This window comes from Gaetbulibacter sp. PBL-D1, from assembly GCF_050509525.1.
GTDB lineage: Bacteria > Bacteroidota > Bacteroidia > Flavobacteriales > Flavobacteriaceae > Gaetbulibacter_B > Gaetbulibacter_B jejuensis.
The window spans coordinates 165,990-186,867 of the sequence record NZ_JBNWKB010000008.1 but is presented as its reverse complement, the minus strand read 5'-3'; the positions used below and the strand labels follow the sequence as shown (position 1 = coordinate 186,867).

The window sequence follows — 20,878 nt, the reverse complement described above, 5'->3', positions numbered from 1 at the left end:
GTGTAGCTTCCTGTAATTACTCCTTCTACTTTTCCTGAAATGTAGCATGACTTTGTTTCTGCTCCATTATTATAGGTTAAGAATCCTGCTGAGTATGATCCTGCTTCATCACAAGAAATTACTTCATCTTCTACTGGTGCAAATTCTGCAACTGGTGCTGGTAATACAGTTATTGTTTTACTAGCTGTGATTTGACGATTACAATCATCAGTATATGTCCAAGTTGCTATTAACTCTCCACCACATTCTGTGTAGCTTCCTGTAATTACTCCTTTTACTTTTCCTGAAATGTAGCAAGCGTCTGTTTCTGCTCCATTATTATAGGTTAAGAATCCAGCTGTATAAGTTGCTGCTTCATCACAAGTGATTTCTTCATCTTCTACTGGTGCAAATTCTGCAACTGGTGCTGGAGAAATAGTAACAATTTTTGTAGCTGTAATTTCTCTTTGGCAATCGTCAATAAACGTCCAAGTTACCACAAACTCTCCACCACATTCTGTATAGCTTCCTGTAATTTCTCCTTCTACTTCACCTGCTATTAAACAAGCGTCAGTCTCAGCATTATTTGTGTACTCTAAGTTAGCCGATTGATAAACAGCAGCCTGATCACAAGTAATAGTAATGTTTTGAGGAACATTTACAAATTCAGCTTTAGGTGCAGGTAATACAGTTACTATTTTTGTAGCCGTAATCTCTCTTTGACAATCATCCATAAATGTCCAAGTTACCAATAACTCTCCTCCACATTCAGTATAGCTTCCACTTAATTCTCCTTCTACTTGTCCTTCAATTAAACAAGACTCAGTCTCAGCATTATTACTATATGATAAGTAGCCTGCAACATAAGATGCAGCTTCATCACATGTAATCTCTTCATTTTCTACTGGAGCAAACTCTGCAGCTGGTGCTGGATTTACTTTAATTTGTTGAGTTTGAGTTATAGTTCTCTCACACTCATCAGTAAAAGTCCAATTAGCAAATAAAAGTCCTCCACATTCAGTGTAACTTCCAGTAATTTCTCCTTCAACTTCGCCTGCTATTAAACAAGCATCAGTTCCAGCTCCATTACTATATGCTAAGTAACCTGCCTCATAAGATGCAGCTTCATCACAATCAATTACAATAACCTCAACTGAATCAAATTCTGCAACAGGAGCTGGTAATACAGTTACTGTTTTACTAGCTGTAATTTCACGCTCACAATCATCTTTGTAGAACCATGTTACTGTTAATGTTCCTCCACACTCAGAGTATTCACCAGAGATTTCCCCTTCAACTTCTCCTTCTATTAAACAAGCATCAGTCTCAGCATTATTACTATATGATAAGTAGCCTGCAACATAAGATGCTGCTTCATCACATGTAATCTCTTCATCTTCTACTGGTGCAAACTCTGCTGCTGGTGCTGGTAATACAGTTACTGTTTTAGTAGCTGTAATTTCTCTTTGACAATCGTCAACATATGTCCAAGTTACTTGTAACTCTCCACCACATTCTGAATAGCTTCCACTTAACTCACCTTCTACTTCTCCTGAAATAGAACAAGCTTTAGTTTCTGCATTGTTGTTGTATGATAAATACCCAGCTGTATAAGTTGCAGCTTCATCACAAGTGATTTCTTCATCTGTTACTGACTCGAAAGATGCCATTGGTGCTGGCTCAACTGTTACTGTTTTACTTGTTGTTATCTCTCTTTGACAGTCATCAACATATGTCCAAGTTACTTCTAACTCTCCTCCACACTCAGTGTAGCTTCCTGTAATTACTCCTTCTACTTTTCCTGAAATGTAGCATGACTTTGTTTCTGCTCCATTATTATAGGTTAAGAATCCTGCTGAGTATGATCCTGCTTCATCACAAGAAATTACTTCATCTTCTACTGGTGCAAATTCTGCAACTGGTGCTGGTAATACAGTTATTGTTTTACTAGCTGTGATTTGACGATTACAATCATCAGTATATGTCCAAGTTGCTATTAACTCTCCACCACATTCTGTGTAGCTTCCACTTAATGATCCTTTTACTTTTCCTGAAATGTAGCAAGCGTCTGTTTCTGCTCCATTGTTATATGTTAGGAATCCAGCTGAATAAGTTGCTGCTTCATCACAAGTGATTTCTTCGTCCTCTACTGGTGCAAATTCTGCAACTGGTGCTGGTAATACTGTTATTGTTTTTGTAGCTGTAATTTCTCTTTGGCAATCGTCCATAAACGTCCAAGTTACCATTAGCTCTCCACCACATTCTGTATAGCTTCCACTTAATTCTCCTGCAACTTCACCTGCAATTAAGCATGCTTCAGTCTCAGCATCATTAGTATAAGCTAAGTATCCTGCTTCATAAGATGCCGCTTCATCACAAGTAATTTCTTCATCTGATACTGACTCAAAAGCTGCCATTGGTGCAGGCTCAACAGTGATATCTTGAACATAGGTAATCTCTCTTTCACATTCATCTGTATATGACCAAGTTACTTTAAGGTATCCACCACACTCTGTATAGTTTCCACTTAATTCTCCTGCAACTTCACCATTTATAGCACAAGCTCCTGAGTCAACACCATTTGTATAAGCTAAACTTGAAGGTTGGTAACTACCAGCCTCATCACAACTTATACTTATGTTATCAGGAGTGTTTAAGAAATATGTTTCAGGTGTTGGCTCAACAGTTATTGTTTGAGACATACTTACAGTATGATCACACTCATCTGTTACAGTCCAAGTTCTAACTAATGTTCCACCATCACAAAAAGTTCCAAGGTTTGAATCGTCTTCCTCTAATGTTACTACCAAGTTGTCTGCACAATTATCTGTAGCAGTTACTTGTGGAGCATCCGGAATTTCATCAATACAACTTACAGTTTCATCTTCAGGAACTCCAACTAACACAGGGTCTTCTGTGTCGCCTCCACTATATGAAATATCAATAGGGCTAGCAGTATTTCCACATTCATCAGTGATTTCGTACTTATAAGTTACACTCCAAGCACAATCACTACCTGTTGGCTCTCCAGACTTTACAACAATTACATCTCCACAGTTATCAGAAAAAAGATCTCTAATATCTGACTCAGATGGTCCTTCTGGAATTTCGTCAAAACAAACGTTTAAGTCTGATCCACCTGAAGGAATAACAGCATCTTCATTTAAAGTTGGAGCTGTTTGATCTCCTCCTGTGTAGTGAATTTTAAACTGCTCTTCAAAATCTCCACAAACAATATCATAAGTGTGGATGATTTCCCAATCACAGTCTGTTGACGGTTGAACCCAAGCTGAAGATTTAGTTACAGTTGGCGTAATTCCGTCACATATTTCGACGTACATTCCACCTACTTCTGCAGCGGTTGGTCCTACAGGAGCTTCATCCATACATCTATTTAAGTATGTACTTCGCTCCATTAGTTCGTTAGATTGCCCTAACATTGAGCCTGAACTAAACACAAAAAGCATGATAAAAGCCAAAGCCTTCATGCTCTTAAAATGCCTAGTAAAAAAGTCAATGCTACAACACCATAAATTTGTAGTAGGTCGCCATTTTATAGCTGAACCTCTACTACGGGTAAAATTGCTCATAAACATAACATTTGGTATTAAAATTAAAATTATCTATACATTTATTTCTTGGCAAAATTGCCAACATAACATAGATGGAGGTTAATACTTAAAATGTTAGGTTTGGGACCTAAATGATTAAGCTATTCAGTATTGCATAAATGAAATACAGAGTAACTTTTCCTTGAATGTAAACATTCAAAAAATCAATAAATGTGCTAATAATCAATTGTTCTGCTATTAAACAATTTTAGGTAAGATGCGTAAAAATTTTCTTGTAAAAAGGGCTTTTATTACGCTAAATAAACGATATGAAATACCATCTATTTACTTTCAAAAGTATATTTTATAATAGTGACTCACAAATAAAATTTGTTTTTTTTTAACAAATAAACAGTTAAACATTTCTTTTTTGCAGTTAATCGAAAAGCAGTTCATTTTCAATGCAAAAATCATCGATAAAATGCACAGACTTTTTTATCATTTCATGAAAAATTTGATCATGATCAACAAAATCCACTTCCTTTCTATAGGCTTTTAGGAATGCCTCAATTAAGCTAGATGATTTTTTAGGTTTTCTAAAAAACAGTGCTTGTGAAGCGTTGAAAAGTTCAATTGCCAAAATCCTTTCAACGTTATCAACTAGTCTATATGCTTGAGTTGCTGCATTAGCTCCCATACTTACATGATCTTCTTGACCATTACTAGAAACTATACTATCAATACTAGCTGGTGTTGCTAATTGCTTGTTTGCACTAACAATACTAGCTGCTGTATATTGTGGAATCATAAAACCAGAATTTAATCCAGGATTGTCAACTAAAAATGTTGGTAAACCTCTTAAACCAGATACAAGTTGAAATGTTCTTCGCTCTGAGATATTTCCTAACTCTGACATTGCTATTTTTAGGTTATCAAAAGCTAATGCTAGTGGTTGACCATGAAAATTTCCTCCTGATATAATTTGATCTTCACCAATAAAAATATTTGGGTTATCTGTTACTGAGTTTATTTCAGTCTTAAATACTTTATGCACGTACTCCAATGCATCTTTAGTTGCACCATGAACTTGCGGTATGCACCTAAATGAATATGGATCTTGTACATGTTGCTTCTTTTGTTTTATCAGTTCACTATCCTCAAGAAATTCTCTAACTCTCTCAGCAGTTTTTAACTGTCCATTATGAGGTCTTATTAAATGAACCAATTCGCTAAATGGCTCTATTCTACCATCAAAAGCGTCAATTGAGATACTACCAATTAAATCGGCTAAATATGAAATTTTATAAGATTTAATAAGGACATGTATTCCATAAGCACTCATAAATTGTGTACCATTTAAAAGCGCTAAACCTTCTTTTGACTGTAATTGAATTGGTTTCCAATTAAAATCTGAAAGCACTTTTTCAGAAGCTACTCTGCTACCTTTATAATAAACCTCACCTTTTCCAAGTAAAGGCAATGCCAAATGTGCTAAAGGTGCTAAATCGCCCGAAGCTCCTAACGAGCCTTGAGTATATACTATTGGTAAAATATCATTATTATAAAAGTCTACCAATCGGTTTACAGTTTCCAATTGCACACCACTAAAACCGTAACTTAAAGATTGAATTTTCAAAAAGAGCATAAGTTTTACAACTTCATTTGGTACTTGTTCTCCAATACCACAAGCATGAGACATCACAAGGTTTTCTTGTAACTGCGTTAACTTATCTTTAGAAATTTTTACATTATATAGAGAACCAAATCCTGTATTAATACCATAAATAGGTTCGTCTTGTAAAGACATTCTATCATTTAAGTAGGTTCTGCATTTAGAAATTTTATCGATTGCTTCTTTAGAGAGTTCAATCTTTTTATGTAATTGTATTATATCATTAATATCTGATAATTGTAAAATATCAGAAGATATATAATGAATGGAGTCCATAATGAAATTTTAGTGCCTCAAAATTCAACATTCCTTAAATATTATGCAACTAATGTTAATAATTAATAAAATATCATGAATTGTAGCTATATTCTGTTATTTTTGAGTAAACTAAAACAAACTCCCATGAAAAAAACACTAATTTTATTAAGTTCTGTTACTTTGCTTATGGCTTGTAATGAAGAACCTAAAGTTGACTATGCACTGTTTTCTGGAAAAATTGAAAACAAGAATAGCGACAAACTAATTGTGCGTAGTGGAGATTTCACTAAAACTATTACCGTTGCTGAAGATGGAACTTTTGCCGACACATTACGTGTAGATACAGGTGTATATATGTTTAATGATGGTAAAGAAATCTCTAACGTTTATTTAGCTCCTGGTTATGATTTAAATCTAACACTAAACACTAAAGAATTTGATGAAACGATAGCCTATACAGGTGTTGGTGCCGAAGTCAATAACTACTTAGCAAGTAAATCATTACATGACGAAAAACTATCAGGCGAAATAGGAACACCAGAATTATATGCTTTAGAAGAAGAAGAATTTTTAAACAAAATCAATGAGTTCAATACTTCTAAAACTGAATTACTTAAAAACTCTGGAGTGTTAGATGAAGATTTTGTTGCTATGGAAACTAAAAACCTGAAGTACGATCATTTATCTAACATACAAAGATATCCAACATACCACGAGTATTTTGCTAAGAAAGAAGGTTTCAAAGCTTCTGACGACTTTATGAAACCATTAGAAGGTATAGACTTTACTAATGAAGAAGATTATAACAACATAGCAGCATACAAAGCTATGGTTCAAAACCACTATAGCACTAAATTAAATAGTGGTGAAAATATTGAAGCTACGTTTAAAGAGCTAAGCGCTTTAAACGCACCTTCAATTAAAAAAGACCTTGCTAAAATGTTAGCTTATGAAGTTTCTCCTGGTAACGAAAATCTTGAAGCTTACTACAATGGAGTTTCTTCATTATCTGATGACCAAGAATTTAAAGACAAGCTTACAGAAAAGTACAACAAAGTTAAGCTATTAGCAAAAGGAAACCCTTCTCCAGAATTTACTAAATATGAAAACCATAAAGGAGGCACGACATCTTTATCTGACTTAAAAGGAAAGTATGTATACATTGACGTTTGGGCTACATGGTGTGGACCTTGCAAACGCGAAATTCCTTTCTTAAAAGAAGTTGAAGCACAATTTCATGGTAAAAATATTGAATTTGTAAGTACATCAATTGACGTTGCAAAAGACCATGATGCTTGGGTTGAAATGGTTAAAGAAAAAGAGTTAGGCGGTATTCAGTTATTTGCAGATAACGATTGGAAATCTCAATTCGTACAAGATTATGCTATTGAAGGAATTCCAAGATTTATTCTAGTTGATCCTGATGGCAACATTGTAAGTGCAGATGCTCCAAGACCATCTAGTCCTAAACTAGTTGAGTTATTTAAAGAATTAAGTATTTAATACTTATTGTATAAAATGAAAAAGCCACTGATACAGTGGCTTTTTTTATGCATTTTGGTCTTCTTCATTTTCAGCTTGTTGTGGTTGTTCAGGCTGCTTAAACAAATCAATATAAGCTTCACCTAAACCTTCAATAACATGACTTGCAATTAAACTTTGATAGCCATAATCCTGCAGAATAATATCAGCAGATTTACCATGTAAATACACTCCAAAAATAGAAGCAACTAACGGTTGATACCCTTGAGTTATTAATCCTGTTATAACTCCTGTAAGCACATCTCCTGTTCCTGCTGTAGCTAACCCAGGATTTCCAGTAGTATTTACGTAGTATTTATCCTGAAAAACGGTTATTGTATTTGCTCCTTTTATGATTACAATTACGTTGTACTTTTTAGAGAATGCTTTGGTTTTTTCTAGTTTGTCAAAATCGTCTTTCCAAGTTCCTACAAGTCTTTCTAATTCTTTTGGGTGTGGTGTTAAAACGGTTTGCTCTGGCAGTAATTTCAATAAAGCTTTCTTCTTTGAAAGTATGTTTAATCCATCAGCATCAATAACCAAAGGTTTTGTATTTGCTTTTAAAAATGCCTCAAAAGCAGTAACAGTTTTATCATGTGCTCCTATGCCTACTCCTATTCCAATAGCTGTTGGCTCAATTTCAAAAGAGATATCAGAAATACATTCTTCCTCTTTATCAGTAATCACCATAGCTTCAGGAAATGAAGACTGTAATGGCACATAACCACATTTAGGTACAAAAGCAGTTACTAAACCAACACCAGAAGACAAGGCAGCTCTACTTGACAAAGTTACAGCTCCAATTTTTCCATAACTTCCACCAATAATCAAAGCATGACCAAAACTTCCCTTATGAGAAAATTTTTCTCTAGGTTGATAAAGTGGTAAAACTTCTTGTTTACCTATAAGTTCAGTTTCTGTATTTAAATTATAAATGTATTCTAAATCAATACCTATATCTAATACTTCCCATTGTACTGTATATTTTGAAGTTTGTGGTAAGAAGAAAACCAGTTTTGGTGTTTGAAAACTCAAGGTAAAACCAGCCCAAACCACATCATTTTCATTTTCAGGGACTTTATCTGTAAGTAACCCTGACGGAATGTCTATAGACAAGGTAAACGCTTTTGACGCTCTAAAATGCTGAAACAAGTGTTTAACCCAGTCATCAATTGGTCTGTTTAAACCAATACCAAAAACAGCATCAACTATAATAGCTTCTGGAGTTATTGATGGAAAATCTTTTTCAGAAGTTAATAATGTAGGCCACTCTTTTGTGGTTTGTTTTATTCTATCATAGTTAATCAAAAAGTCTTTTGAACGCTTATCACTATAGTTTACAACATAAGTATAAACATTGTAACCATGATTTATTAAATGTCTTGCCAATACCAAACCATCTCCACCATTATTCCCTATACCGCAAAATACATGAATAGGAACGGAGCTCCTTGCATACGCATGTGTATCCAGTTAAAAATTTGGGTTCCAGCACGCTCCATCAACTCGGTTGAGGATATGTTTTGACGTTGTGCTGTTAGTTTATCTCCTTCGTATATCTGTTCTTTGGATAATATTTTCATTATTTGTTAAAAAGTCTTTATGTTTTTTGTTAATTCCGTAAAAAGAATTAATTAGTTTTTTTATTAGAGTAAAAATAATACATTTGAAAGGTATATGAACACTAAGACAGTATTAAATACCAACTTTATATCATCAGCAATTTTTGTTGCTGGCACTTTTGTATTCACATCTATTATTACAACCCGTTTGGGTTGCTATTAATATATTCTCTCCGGTCCAATGTGTTTTTTTAAACACAACAAATAAACAATATTATTTTTACTAAAGTCATTATAAAATGCACGTATTAAAATTTGGAGGAACTTCTGTAGGTTCTGTTGAAAATATAACAAATGTTATTCAAATATTAGAAGACTATAAAAAAAGTCAACCTGTAGTTTGTGTTGTATCTGCTGTTGGTGGAATAACTGATAAATTACTAAAAGCTGGTCACTTAGCTCAAACAAAAGATGAAAGTTATTTATCTGAATATAAAACTATTAAAGATATTCATTTAAATATATTATCTAGATTAATTCCAAATGTTGACAAAGCGGTTTCAGATAAACTAAACACTAAATTAGACAACCTAAAAAGCTTACTAGATGGTATTTATTTGATAAATGAGTTGTCACCAAAAACGTCTGATAAACTAGTAAGTTTTGGAGAATTATTGTCATCTTACATCATCACTGAAACCATGAAATCAAAAGGTATTGATGTTGTTAGAAAAAACACACAAGAGTTGATTATAACTAACGATAACTTCACTAAAGCCGAAGTCAATTATCAAACAACTTATAAGAATATTCAAGAGTATTTTAGTAATGCCACACAAAGTGTAACAATACTTCCTGGTTTTGTATCGAAATCTCAACAAGGCGAAATCACAACCTTGGGTCGTGGAGGCTCCGATTTTACTGCTGCTTTGGTAGCTTCAGCTTTAGAAGTAGATAAACTAGAGATATGGACAGATGTAAGTGGTATGTATACTGCAAACCCTAAACTTGTAAAGCAAACCTACCCTATCAAAAAGCTGTCGTACCAAGAGGCTATGGAGCTTTCCCATTTTGGTGCAAAAGTACTTTATCCACCAACTGTTCAACCAGTATTGGATAAAAACATCCCAATAGTGATTAAAAATACAATGGAACCTGATGCTGATGGCACATACATTGCCCATGAACAAACTAATAATCTTACTGTTAGAGGAATTAGTAATATTAACGACATCTCATTATTAACACTTGAAGGCAGCGGAATGGTAGGTATTCCTGGGTTTTCAAAACGTTTGTTTGAAGTGTTGGCTAATCATAAAATAAATGTGGTTTTTATTACGCAAGCGTCATCAGAACATTCTATTTGTTTTGGTGTAAATAAAGCCGATGCTAATCAAGCTAAAGAAAAGATTGACCAAGCTTTTGAGTACGAAATCACCCAACATAAAATCAACCCTATTGTTATTGAAACTGACCTTTCTATAGTTGCGCTTATTGGTGATAATATGAAAAGTCATCAAGGTATTAGTGGCAAAATGTTCAGTACTTTGGGCAAAAACAACATCAATGTTAGAGCGATAGCGCAAGGTGCTTCAGAAAAAAACATCTCTGCAGTAATTTCTGAGCATGATGTTAAAAAAGCTCTGAATACATTACACGAAGTGTTCTTTGAAGTGAAAACCAAACAGCTTAATGTATTTATTACAGGAGTTGGTAATGTTGGAGAACGTTTGGTAGAGCAAATCAAACAACAGAAAAAATACCTTAAAGACAATTTGAAAATCAATTTAAGAGTTATTGGATTATCAAACTCTAGACAAATGGTTTTTGACGAAGATGGTATTTCCCTTAAAAACTGGAAAGCGGTTTTAAACACTGGCGAAACAGCCTCTTTAGAAGGCTTTTTCAAAACTGCAAAAGCATTAAATTTGCGCAACAGCATTTTTGTAGATGTTACTGCAAACAAAGACGTTGCAAATTTATACGCTAACTATTTAAAAGAAAGTATTGCTGTTGTAGCTTGTAATAAAATTGCCTGTTCAGATACTTTTGACAAATACAATCAGCTTAAATATTTATCAAGAAAATACAACGCACCATTTTTATTTGAAACTAATGTTGGTGCAGGTTTACCAGTTATTGACACACTCAATAATCTTATCGCTTCTGGTGATAAAGTCACATCTATTCAAGCAGTATTATCGGGAAGTTTAAACTTCGTTTTTAATAATTTTAATGATACAACCAAGTTTCATGATGTGGTAAAACAAGCACAAGCTGAAGGTTATACCGAACCTGATCCTAGAATTGACTTAAGTGGTGTTGATGTTGCTAGAAAAATATTGATTTTAGCCAGAGAAAGTGGAACGGTTATGGAGTTGGAAGACATTACAAACGATTCTTTTTTAACTAAAGCCAATTTAGAAAGCGATTCTGTTGATGACTTTTATAAGACTTTAATTGATGACGAAGCACATTTTCAAAAGCTATTTGCACAAGCCGATGAAAAAGGTTCGAAATTGAAATATGTAGCCGAATTTAATGAAGGCAAAGCCAAAGTTGGCTTAAAGGAAATTCCGCAAGGTCATCCATTTTACAACCTAGAAGGAAAAGATAATATTGTGATGTTTTACACCCAACGATACAAAGAGCAACCAATGATTATCAAAGGAGCTGGAGCTGGAGCAGATGTAACTGCCTCTGGTTTATTTGCTGATATTATAAGAATCGGAAATGACTAATATGGATTCAATAAAGATATTTTCACCAGCAACTGTTGCTAACGTGTCTTGCGGATTTGATGTTCTTGGGTTTTGCCTCGACAGTGTTGGTGATGAAATGGTAATTAAAAAGACAAGTACCAAAGGGATAACCATTAGTAAAATTGAAGGTTATGACTTACCGCTAGAGACCAAAAAAAATGTTGCTGGTGTTGCTGGTTTAGCCATTTTAGAAGCAGCCAATGTAAACTTTGGTTTCGATGTTGAAATTTACAAAAATATCAAACCCGGAAGTGGTGTTGGTAGCAGTTCAGCAAGTGCTTCTGGAGTTGTGTATGCTATAAATGAATTACTAGGAAAACCTTTCAATAAAACGCAATTAACAGCATTTGCCATGAAAGGTGAAGCTGTAGCTAGTGGCAATGAACATGCTGATAATATTGCTCCAGGTATTTTTGGCGGATTTACTTTGGTAAAAAGTTTAGAGCCTCTAGAAATTTTAGAACTCCCAACTCCTACTGATTTATATGCGACCATTGTGCATCCTCAAATTGAAGTAAAAACTTCTGAAGCAAGGGCTATTTTACCTAAACACATTCAATTTAAAGACGGAATTACACAATGGGCAAATGTTGGTAGTTTGGTTCATGGACTGCATACTTCAGACTATGATTTAATCAGTCGTTCATTGCAAGATGTTATTGTAGAACCACACAGAAAACAGCTTATTCCACAGTTTGATGTTGCTAAAACTACTGCAATGCAATCTGGTGCATTAGGTGTTGGTATTTCTGGTTCTGGTCCTTCAATATTTGCTTTAAGCAAAGGAGAAACAACAGCAAACCAAGTTGCCGAAGCCTTTCAAAAAGTGTATAAAAACACAACAATAGATTTTAAAGTTTACGTTTCAAAAATTAATCCTAACGGAATAAGTGTTATTAGCTAGAAGACGGACGACAGATGACTAAAAGTAAGGTTAGCAATGAAAAAACTAGAGAAATTTAAATTAAAAAAACAAACAGATAACTTCAGACTTCGGTCTTCAAACTTCTAACATATCTATGAACTACTTTTCACTAAATAAAAAAGCACCAAATACTACTTTTAAGGATGCAGTAATTAAAGGGTTGGCTCCAGACAAAGGCTTATACTTTCCAGAGAGCATCACTCCTTTACCAGACACTTTTTTTAAGTCTATTGATTCGCTTTCATATTCTGAAATTGCCTTTGAAGCCATCAAACAGTTTGTGACTCCTGATATCCCTGAAGCAGTTTTAAAAGACATTATAGAAGACACATTGTCGTTTGATTTTCCTGTTGAAAAAATAACCGATTCTATTTCAACTTTAGAATTATTTCATGGTCCAACAATGGCTTTTAAAGACGTTGGTGCGCGTTTTATGGCTAGATGCTTGGGTTATTTCAATCAGAATAACACCAACGAAGTTACAGTTTTGGTAGCAACATCAGGAGATACTGGAGGCGCTGTAGCTAATGGTTTTTTAGGTGTTGAAGGTGTAAATGTGGTGATTTTATATCCTAGCGGAAAAGTGAGCGATATACAAGAAAAACAATTAACTACGCTTAAAAAAAACATTAAAGCATTAGAAGTTCATGGTACGTTTGACGATTGTCAAGCTATGGTAAAACGAGCGTTTCTAGATGACACTTTAACCAGTAAAATGCAACTCACGTCAGCCAACTCTATTAATGTAGCACGATGGTTACCGCAGTTATTTTACTTTATGTTTGCTTACAAACAACTTCACAAGAATTATGACAATATTGTGTTTTCAGTACCAAGTGGTAACTTCGGAAATATTTGTGCTGGCATGATGGCACAACGTTTAGGCTTACCAGTTAAACATTTTATTGCTGCAAACAATGCTAATGCCATTGTATATAATTATTTACAAACGCAACAGTACGAACCAAAACCTTCAGTACAAACCATAAGCAACGCTATGGATGTTGGTGACCCAAGTAATTTTGTACGTATTCAGGAATTGCATAATAACGATTTTGAAACCTTAACAAAGCAATTAAGCGGTTATAGTTTTACTGATGAAGAAACTATTAAAGCTATTGAAGAGTTATACAATGAATATAATTACATTGCAGATCCTCATGGAGCAGTTGGATATTTAGCATGTAAATCGCATTTAAAAAACAACCCAAATGACCACTGTGTGTTTTTAGAAACTGCTCATCCTACTAAGTTTTTAGATGTTGTAGAAGATACTATTAAAGAAAATATAGATTTACCTGAGCAAATCTTAAAAGTGATGAAAAAGAAAAAACGTTCAGTAGAAATTTCAACTTACGGAGATTTAAAGACGTTTTTATTGTAAAAGTTAACTGTCTCAGCAAGCACAGGAAGCATGAATGAAAAGCAGTTATGATTTCTAAGCAAGCCTTGGCGCATTTAAACATCGATTATCGAGTAAATAGTGCTATCTTTAAATCATGAAAGAACAGCTTGCACTAAAAACAACTGACACTCTTGCGCTTGAACGCACTAGATTAGCAAATGAACGTACATTTTTAGCCTATTTTAGAACTTTTGTCGTTTTTGTGAGCTCTGGTGTTGCTATATTAAAGCTTAGCATTTTACAAGAAATTACTCCTATTGGATATTCCTTGTTGATTATTGCTCCTGTGTTATTACTCATTGGAGCATTACGATTCTTTTATGTAAAGCGGAAACTAAAAAAATACTTTTACAAAGCTTAATCTAATTTAGGCAATTGTAAACCAGATAATACACTTTCTTCTTTCATTAAAGCTTCAATTTCATCAGATTTTCTTGGAGCTTCTGCTGATAAGTTGATTGGACCATTTTCAGTAATTAAAATATCATCTTCTATACGAACAGCAATTCCCCACCATTTTTCATCGCAATCACTACCTTCGGGAATATAAATACCTGGTTCTACAGTAATCACCATATTCGGTACAAAAGCACCTCTTAAATTGGTGTCATGAACATCAAGTCCAATATGATGTGAGGTTCCATGCGGAAAATATTGTCTAGCATCAGCTTCATTTTTAGCGATACCTAATTTCACCAAACCTTTATTAATTATTTCTCTAGAAGCAGCATCAGTATCTCTTGTTGAGTTTCCTACTATAGTAGCATTAATTCCAGCTTCTTGAGCTTCGTATACTAAATCGTAAATTTGTTTTTGTTCTTTCGAAAACTTACCGTTTGCAGGTATGGTTCTGGTAACATCTGCTGTATAACCATGATACTCTGCACCAAGATCCATAAGCACTAAATCATTACCGAGTTTCGTCTTATTGTTTTCAATATAATGTAGTACACAACCGTTATGACCAGCACCAACAATACTAGGGTAACCTTCATACTCGCTACCATACTTTTTATACACATATTCATGCACACCTTGTACTTCAGTCTCAGACATATTAGGATGCATTGCTTTCATAACCTCACGTTGTCCCATTGCCGAAATTCGCACAGCTTTCTTTAACAACACCATTTCTTCGTCAGTTTTAACTTCTCGCAATCCTGCCATTAATCTTCCTAAGGTTCGTGTATCTGTTTTTACTTTAGATTGCACTACTTGCGTGTCTTGCTCCTCTTCGATTTGATCTTTCTTGTTATCAATATCAAAAGCTTCTAGCACATGAATTTGCTGTTTAAACGACTGTATTAAACTGTACAAATCTGCTGTGTTTCGTTTAGAATCTCTATAGTCATCTTTAAAATCGAAATACAACACCGAATCAAAACTAGTAAAATCAATTCCTGACTCTAAAAACTCCTTTCCATTAAAAGCCATTTCAAACCCTAACTGCTCTTTTGCGCCTTCTACTCCTAGCCTGTAACCTGTCCATTGTTCTGCTCTAGCATTACGCTCTTGAACATATAGTATTTCGTTGTAGCGTTTTCCTTCGGAATTGGTTTGATGCTCTGAAAATATCACCAAAACTGCATGAGGCTCTTTGTAACCTGTGAGGTAGTAAAAATTAGGATCCTGATGGTATACATAATCTACATCGTTAGCTCTGTTTCTAACAGGATTAGAAAAGAAAACAGCCACACTATTCTCTGGCATTTGTGTGCGTAAAGCTTCTCTTCTATTTTTATGAAATTCTGAACTTAAAAAATCTTCAGGCAACCCTTTTTGTGCTGTTACAGTTAAGGTTAACAACATTATACATACGGAAAATAAAATTCTCATGAGTTTGTTTAATTAGTCTTTAAAATTAAAAATAAATAATAATGTATTGCTAATATAATTATTGCTTTACATTAACATTTTTTTGTAAAACTTTTTAAGTGTTAAGGCGTTTAAATAAACAGATAATTTTATATACTTTTGCGAATAGATGAAGGAGTTTTTACTACTAATAATCGAGTTTTTAGGTGGTAGTGTTGAAATACTATCCAATAGTAAAAACCCAAAAAAAGCAATAGTTTCAGTTATTTGGTTTTAGCTGTTGTTTTTCTAATAATTTATTTACTAACCAAAGATTTTTAAAATGAAAGATACCGCCTTAACAGCAACACATCAAGCTCTTGGAGCAAAAATGGTTCCTTTTGCAGGATACAATATGCCAGTACAATATGAAGGTGTAAACATTGAGCATGAAACCGTAAGAAATGGTGTTGGTGTTTTTGATGTGAGCCATATGGGAGAATTTTTAATTGAAGGACCTCATGCGCTTGAGCTTATTCAAAAAACATGTAGCAATGATGCTTCAAAACTTACTGTTGGAAAAGCGCAATACAGCTGCATGCCTAATGATGATGGTGGTATTGTTGATGATTTAATTATCTATCGTATTAAGGAAGACACGTATTTATTGGTAGTAAATGCGAGCAATATTGAAAAAGACTGGAACTGGTTACAATCTAAAAATGATGTAGGTGCAGAACTACGTGATTTAAGCGAAGATTATTCGTTATTAGCCATTCAAGGACCAAAAGCTGTTGAAGCTATGCAATCCTTATCTAGTCATGATTTGTCAGACATTAAATTTTACAATTTTGTAGTTGGTGATTTTGCAGGTATTGAGCATGTTATTATTTCAGCAACAGGATATACAGGAAGTGGTGGATTTGAAATCTACTGCAAAAACAGTGAAGTTAAACAAATTTGGGACAAAGTGTTTGAAGCTGGAGCAGATTATGGCATTAAGCCAATTGGTTTAGCAGCAAGAGATACGCTACGTCTAGAAATGGGTTATTGCCTTTACGGAAATGATATAGACGATACAACCTCTCCTATTGAAGCTGGTTTAGGCTGGATTACAAAATTCTCTAAGACTTTCACAAACTCTGAAGCTTTAGAAGACCAAAAGCGTCGTGGAGCTGAACGTAAACTAGTCGCTTTTGAGCTAGACGAAAGAGGAATTCCGCGTCAAGGATATGACATTGTAGATTCTCAAGGAAAAGCAATAGGTAATGTAACTTCTGGGACTATGTCACCTTCATTAAATAAAGGTATTGGATTAGGATATGTACCAACTGTATTTGCTGATGCTGGTAGCAAAATCAATATTCAAATTAGAAAAAATGCTGTTCCTGCAACCGTAGTGAAATTACCATTTTACAAAGGTTAAAATATGATAGATTACCAAAACATTTTAAATCAAATAAATCAAAAAGTTACCAAGGATAAAAACAAAGGCAAAATTGCAAGTTATATTCCAGAATTGGCAACTGTAGATTTGAATAGTTTTGGTATTCATTTACAATTAGTCTCTGGTGAGCAGTTTGCGGTTGGAGATGCGCACAAGTCCTTTTCAATTCAAAGTATCTCTAAGGTATTATCCTTGGCATATGCAATGTCAATTATTGGTACAGACTTATGGAAACGACTAGATGTTGAACCCTCAGGAAACCCATTTAATCATCTTTCGCTTTTAGAACTAGAAGAAGGTATTCCAAGAAATCCTTTTATTAATTCTGGAGCCATTGTAATTGCTGATATTCTTGTGTCTAATTTAGAAAATCCAAAATCTGATTTTTTAAATTACATACGAGATATTACTGGAGACAATACAATTGATTACAATTACAAGGTCGCTCAATCTGAAAAAGAAACAGGTTTTAACAACTATGCTGCTGCTAACCTATTAAAATCATTCAACAACTTAAATAATGATGTAGAAGTGGTTTTAGACTTTTACTTTCATCAATGTGCATTACAAATGTCTTGTACACAACTCTCAAAGGCTTTTCATTTGTTTGCTAATAAAGGAAAATGTCTTGCTAATAAAGCACGACTTACTAAAAGTCAAGCCAAACGTATTAATGCTATTATGCTCACCTGTGGTTTTTATGATGAAGCTGGAGAGTTTGCTTTTGAGGTTGGCTTACCAGGAAAAAGTGGCGTTGGTGGTGGTATTGTAGCCTTACTTCCTAATGAGTTTGTAATTTCAGTTTGGTCTCCTGGATTAAATGAACGCGGAAACTCTAAGCTTGGCATGAAAGCCTTAGAGCAATTTACTACGCTCGCCAACCAATCTATATTTTAAAACGTTTAGTTTATAAGTATAAATGAAAAACGAAAACAAACATACTGTTTTAATTCTTGGTGCAAGTGGTTTTTTAGGTAACGCCATTTACAAAGAGCTATGTGCATATTTTAGAACATTTGGTACCTACCGAACTGCTAAACGTGAGTTTGAAAAGAACCAACATTTTTTTCAGTATGATGTTGAAGAAGACGATGTTGTTGAAATTATTGAAGTTGTAAAACCTACCATTATTGTTTCAGCACTTAGAGGCGATTTTCATGCGCAAGTAACAGCGCACAAACACATTGCTGAGTATCTTCAAACTAACAAAAACTGTAAAATCATATTCATTTCTTCAGCAAATGCATTTGATGCTTATAGCAAATTTCCAAGTTACGAGCTCGATAAAACCTTTAGCAACAGCATTTACGGACACTTTAAAATTAAAGTTGAAAACATGCTCTTGCGACTTCCAAAGCAGCAAGTAGTAATCTTAAGACTTCCAATAGTATTAGGCGTACAATGTCCTAGAATAAAGGAAATTCAACAGCACATTTTAGAAGGGACTTCAGTAGAAATTTTCCCTAATGTTATCATGAATGTGACTACAGACAGTAAAATTACCCAACAAGTACATTATATCATTAACCGTAATAAATATGGTATCTTTCATTTAGGAAGTACCGATTTGGTGCATCATGATGAATTCATAAAAGACATTGTAAAACTTCATACTCAAAAGCGTGTTAATTTCAAGCATGTATTTACCACCAACGAAGATAGATATTTAGCAGTATTACCTAAATACAATCTGCTACCAAAGCACTTACAAATATCTAGCACACAGGTTTTGCAAGAGTTGGAAAAACAACACAATAGTTAACGTGAATAACGGATAAGAAATTTTCGTCAGTTAGAGTGAATTTCACTATTAAAATGAGTGGAATTTGTATCGAAAACAAGAAAATTTCTATCAAAAACACACTTCTCGATACAAAATTCTTGCAGAATTTTACTCGAAGTGACTCATATTATTCACGTTAATTAGCCAATAATTTATTACCTTTAAGGGTAACCAAATTATTTAACTTTTATGACACTCCTTACCCAAGATGCTATAGAGAAAAAGCTGTTGCGTTTCCCTGACTGGGAATATTACGAAAACGCTATTCATGTAGAGTTTGAATTCGATAATTTTAAAGACTGCTTTAGTGCCATGAGCCGAATAGCTTTTGAATGTGAAGCGCAAAACCACCATCCAAACTGGACCAATGTGTACAACATACTCACCATTTCACTTTCAACACATAGTGCTAATGGTGTTACCGAAAAAGATTTTAAACTAGCCGAAGCTATCGAAACAATTGTAGAAGTTCAAGAATAGTTGTTTTTACAACGCTACATTTTTATTACATTTGGTCAAAATTTTAAATTAAGTAACAATTTATGGGAAGAGCTTTTGAATTTCGTAAAGCGCGAAAAATGAAACGTTGGTCTGCAATGAGTAAAGCCTTTACACGTATTGGAAAAGATATTGTAATGGCTGTTAAAGAAGGTGGTCCTGATCCAGACAGTAACTCCAGGTTAAGAGCAGTAATACAAAATGCCAAATCGGTAAACATGCCTAAAGACAATATTGAACGTGCCATAAAACGTGCGTCCGATAAAAACCAAGGCGATTATAAAGAAGTATTATTTGAAGGCTATGCACCACATGGTATTGCTATTTTGGTTGAAACTGCAACTGATAATAATACACGTACAGTAGCAAACGTAAGAAGCTATTTTAATAAATGCGACGGTAGTTTAGGTACATCAGGTTCGGTAGTGTTTATGTTTGACCATACCTGTAACTTTAAAGTAAAAAGTGACGGAATAGATCTTGAAGAACTAGAATTGGAGCTCATTGATTTTGGTGTAGAAGAAGTATTTGAAGACACTGACCAAGATGCTGATGGAAACGAGCAAACCAGCGTAATGATTTATGCACCATTTGAAAGTTTTGGGAAAATACAAGCCTATTTAGAAACCAATAACATTGAAATTTTATCTTCTGGGTTTGAGCGTATACCACAAGTTACCAAAGCAATTACTGCAGAACAAGCTGAAGATGTAGAAAAACTTTTAGAAAAGCTTGAAGAAGATGACGATGTACAAAACGTATATCACACTATGGAAGAAACTGCTGAGTAATAGTAGTTAATAAAAAGCATTAAAAAAGAGGAGTTGAACTCCTCTTTTTTATTACAATAAATCCAAAGGACTTTTTACACTTTCAATAGTAGTTTGAGCCACTTGTGTGTACTGTAATGTAGTATTAATGTTGTTATGGCCCAACAACTTTTGTATAATCCTTACATCAGTTCCATTTTCAAGCAAATGAGTAGCAAAGGTATGTCTTAAAGTATGTACAGTAGCTGGTTTTTTTACTTGTGCCTTAGCCAAGGCATTTTTAAATATTTTCCGTATACTAGATGCACTATACTTTCCTTTATTTTGTCCTTCAAATAAGTAAACCTTTGGATGGAACTCTACAAAATAAACGCGCAATAATTTAAGTAGTTTAACAGGCAGCATAACTACTCTATCCTTTTTTCCCTTGGCATTTTGTATATGAACAATCATTCTTTTGCTGTCAATATTTTCAATTTTCAAATCGATAACCTCACTCACCCTAAGTCCCAAACCATAAATAGTTGCCAAAACAGCTTTGTGTTTCATATTGTCAACACTCTGCAAAATATCCTTAACCTCTTCTTTGGATAAAATATGCGGTAAATAGTGCTCTCGTCTAGTAGGATAAATACTTGAAAAATCAATAGTTCTACCACACAGCTCCTTATAAAACAAACCAACCGCACCTATTAGTTGTTTTTGCGAAGACATGCTATATACAGACACCTTAACCATTCTTACAATAGTATTTATGACATCAATATCGCTTAAGAGCTCAAGTTTTTCATCTTGGACATTTAAAGTTTCCTTAAACTTTTTCATAAAATTAACATACACCTTAATTGTATTATCACTATAGCGTTTTAATTCTAAAATAGTTTGAAACTTTACAAGGTACGACATAACCTTAATTTAAACAGTTATACACAAATATACTAAAAGGTGTAG

General features: G+C 34.0%; 14 protein-coding genes and 1 pseudogene. 10 read left to right on the top strand and 5 right to left on the bottom strand.

The genetic code is table 11. The features are described 5' to 3' along the window. Positions 1-3,569: hypothetical protein (locus ACQ0RB_RS09005; RefSeq protein WP_430497960.1), on the bottom strand; the 3,569-nt coding region annotated here is incomplete at its 3' end. 397 nt (positions 3,570-3,966) lie between these two features. Continuing rightward, the gene (hutH, locus tag ACQ0RB_RS09000) at positions 3,967-5,478 is read right to left on the bottom strand and encodes a histidine ammonia-lyase (protein WP_430497958.1); all 1,512 of its coding nucleotides are present in this window, start codon (positions 5,476-5,478) and stop codon (positions 3,967-3,969) included. Positions 5,479-5,604: 126 nt separating this feature from the next. Here hutH and ACQ0RB_RS08995 point away from each other — a divergent pair, with 126 nt between their 5' ends. Further along, on the top strand, positions 5,605-6,963 hold the full coding sequence (locus tag ACQ0RB_RS08995; protein ID WP_430497957.1) for a TlpA family protein disulfide reductase: 1,359 nt from the start codon (positions 5,605-5,607) through the stop codon (positions 6,961-6,963). A 45-nt stretch (positions 6,964-7,008) separates the two neighbouring features. On the opposite strand, the pseudogene ACQ0RB_RS08990 reads toward ACQ0RB_RS08995, so the two are convergent. After that, a pseudogene (locus ACQ0RB_RS08990) lies at positions 7,009-8,564 on the bottom strand (NAD(P)H-hydrate dehydratase). Positions 8,565-8,842: 278 nt separating this feature from the next. Here ACQ0RB_RS08990 and thrA point away from each other — a divergent pair. The 4 genes from thrA (at position 8,843) to ACQ0RB_RS08970 (ending at position 13,996) form a co-directional block, all read left to right on the top strand. After that, on the top strand, positions 8,843-11,284 hold the full coding sequence (gene thrA, locus ACQ0RB_RS08985) for a bifunctional aspartate kinase/homoserine dehydrogenase I (protein ID WP_430497955.1): 2,442 nt from the start codon (positions 8,843-8,845) through the stop codon (positions 11,282-11,284). Between the two features lies 1 nt (position 11,285). Continuing rightward, positions 11,286-12,209, top strand: a complete 924-nt coding sequence (locus ACQ0RB_RS08980; protein ID WP_430497953.1) for a homoserine kinase — start codon at positions 11,286-11,288, stop codon at positions 12,207-12,209. Between the two features lie 115 nt (positions 12,210-12,324). Then, the gene (thrC, locus tag ACQ0RB_RS08975; protein ID WP_430497951.1) at positions 12,325-13,614 is read left to right on the top strand and encodes a threonine synthase; all 1,290 of its coding nucleotides are present in this window, start codon (positions 12,325-12,327) and stop codon (positions 13,612-13,614) included. A gap of 115 nt (positions 13,615-13,729) precedes the next feature. Continuing rightward, a complete protein-coding gene (locus ACQ0RB_RS08970) occupies positions 13,730-13,996 on the top strand; it encodes a DUF202 domain-containing protein (protein WP_129761860.1) in 267 nt (88 codons plus the stop codon). Here the strand turns inward: ACQ0RB_RS08970 and ACQ0RB_RS08965 are convergent. Continuing rightward, complete coding sequence (locus tag ACQ0RB_RS08965; RefSeq protein WP_430497949.1) at positions 13,993-15,471, bottom strand: aminopeptidase P N-terminal domain-containing protein; 1,479 nt, start codon at positions 15,469-15,471, stop codon at positions 13,993-13,995. The two genes, ACQ0RB_RS08970 and ACQ0RB_RS08965, sit on opposite strands and share 4 nt — an antisense overlap. A gap of 301 nt (positions 15,472-15,772) precedes the next feature. On the opposite strand from ACQ0RB_RS08965, the gene gcvT reads away from it, so the two are divergent. The 5 genes from gcvT to ACQ0RB_RS08940 all read left to right on the top strand — a co-directional run bounded on the left by gcvT (position 15,773) and on the right by ACQ0RB_RS08940 (position 19,948). After that, the gene (gene gcvT, locus ACQ0RB_RS08960) at positions 15,773-16,855 is read left to right on the top strand and encodes a glycine cleavage system aminomethyltransferase GcvT (protein ID WP_430497947.1); all 1,083 of its coding nucleotides are present in this window, start codon (positions 15,773-15,775) and stop codon (positions 16,853-16,855) included. A 3-nt stretch (positions 16,856-16,858) separates the two neighbouring features. Next, a complete protein-coding gene (locus ACQ0RB_RS08955; RefSeq protein WP_430497945.1) occupies positions 16,859-17,773 on the top strand; it encodes a glutaminase in 915 nt (304 codons plus the stop codon). A gap of 22 nt (positions 17,774-17,795) precedes the next feature. Continuing rightward, positions 17,796-18,638, top strand: coding sequence for a sugar nucleotide-binding protein (locus ACQ0RB_RS08950; protein ID WP_430497944.1), 843 nt, complete (start codon positions 17,796-17,798; stop codon positions 18,636-18,638). Between the two features lie 210 nt (positions 18,639-18,848). After that, positions 18,849-19,139 carry a 4a-hydroxytetrahydrobiopterin dehydratase gene (locus tag ACQ0RB_RS08945; RefSeq protein WP_129761864.1) on the top strand — a complete coding sequence of 97 codons (291 nt, stop codon included), beginning with the start codon at positions 18,849-18,851 and terminating at the stop codon, positions 19,137-19,139. A 62-nt stretch (positions 19,140-19,201) separates the two neighbouring features. Further along, positions 19,202-19,948, top strand: a complete 747-nt coding sequence (locus tag ACQ0RB_RS08940) for a YebC/PmpR family DNA-binding transcriptional regulator (protein ID WP_129761865.1) — start codon at positions 19,202-19,204, stop codon at positions 19,946-19,948. Between the two features lie 51 nt (positions 19,949-19,999). On the opposite strand, the gene ACQ0RB_RS08935 is transcribed toward ACQ0RB_RS08940, so the two are convergent. Further along, positions 20,000-20,833 (bottom strand): tyrosine-type recombinase/integrase, encoded by an 834-nt coding sequence (locus tag ACQ0RB_RS08935; RefSeq protein ID WP_430497941.1) that lies wholly within the window; start codon positions 20,831-20,833, stop codon positions 20,000-20,002. Positions 20,834-20,878: the final 45 nt, after the last annotated feature.

Bases quoted from the DNA above. Each gene is read 5' to 3' on its own strand.
- hutH (WP_430497958.1), bottom strand. From the start codon at position 5,478: ATGGACTCCATTCATTATATATCTTCTGATATTTTACAATTATCAGAT.
- ACQ0RB_RS08995 (WP_430497957.1), top strand. From the start codon at position 5,605: ATGAAAAAAACACTAATTTTATTAAGTTCTGTTACTTTGCTTATGGCT.
- thrA (WP_430497955.1), top strand. From the start codon at position 8,843: ATGCACGTATTAAAATTTGGAGGAACTTCTGTAGGTTCTGTTGAAAAT.
- ACQ0RB_RS08980 (WP_430497953.1), top strand. From the start codon at position 11,286: ATGGATTCAATAAAGATATTTTCACCAGCAACTGTTGCTAACGTGTCT.
- thrC (WP_430497951.1), top strand. From the start codon at position 12,325: ATGAACTACTTTTCACTAAATAAAAAAGCACCAAATACTACTTTTAAG.
- ACQ0RB_RS08970 (WP_129761860.1), top strand. From the start codon at position 13,730: ATGAAAGAACAGCTTGCACTAAAAACAACTGACACTCTTGCGCTTGAA.
- ACQ0RB_RS08965 (WP_430497949.1), bottom strand. From the start codon at position 15,471: ATGAGAATTTTATTTTCCGTATGTATAATGTTGTTAACCTTAACTGTA.
- gcvT (WP_430497947.1), top strand. From the start codon at position 15,773: ATGAAAGATACCGCCTTAACAGCAACACATCAAGCTCTTGGAGCAAAA.
- ACQ0RB_RS08955 (WP_430497945.1), top strand. From the start codon at position 16,859: ATGATAGATTACCAAAACATTTTAAATCAAATAAATCAAAAAGTTACC.
- ACQ0RB_RS08950 (WP_430497944.1), top strand. From the start codon at position 17,796: ATGAAAAACGAAAACAAACATACTGTTTTAATTCTTGGTGCAAGTGGT.
- ACQ0RB_RS08945 (WP_129761864.1), top strand. From the start codon at position 18,849: ATGACACTCCTTACCCAAGATGCTATAGAGAAAAAGCTGTTGCGTTTC.
- ACQ0RB_RS08940 (WP_129761865.1), top strand. From the start codon at position 19,202: ATGGGAAGAGCTTTTGAATTTCGTAAAGCGCGAAAAATGAAACGTTGG.
- ACQ0RB_RS08935 (WP_430497941.1), bottom strand. From the start codon at position 20,833: ATGTCGTACCTTGTAAAGTTTCAAACTATTTTAGAATTAAAACGCTAT.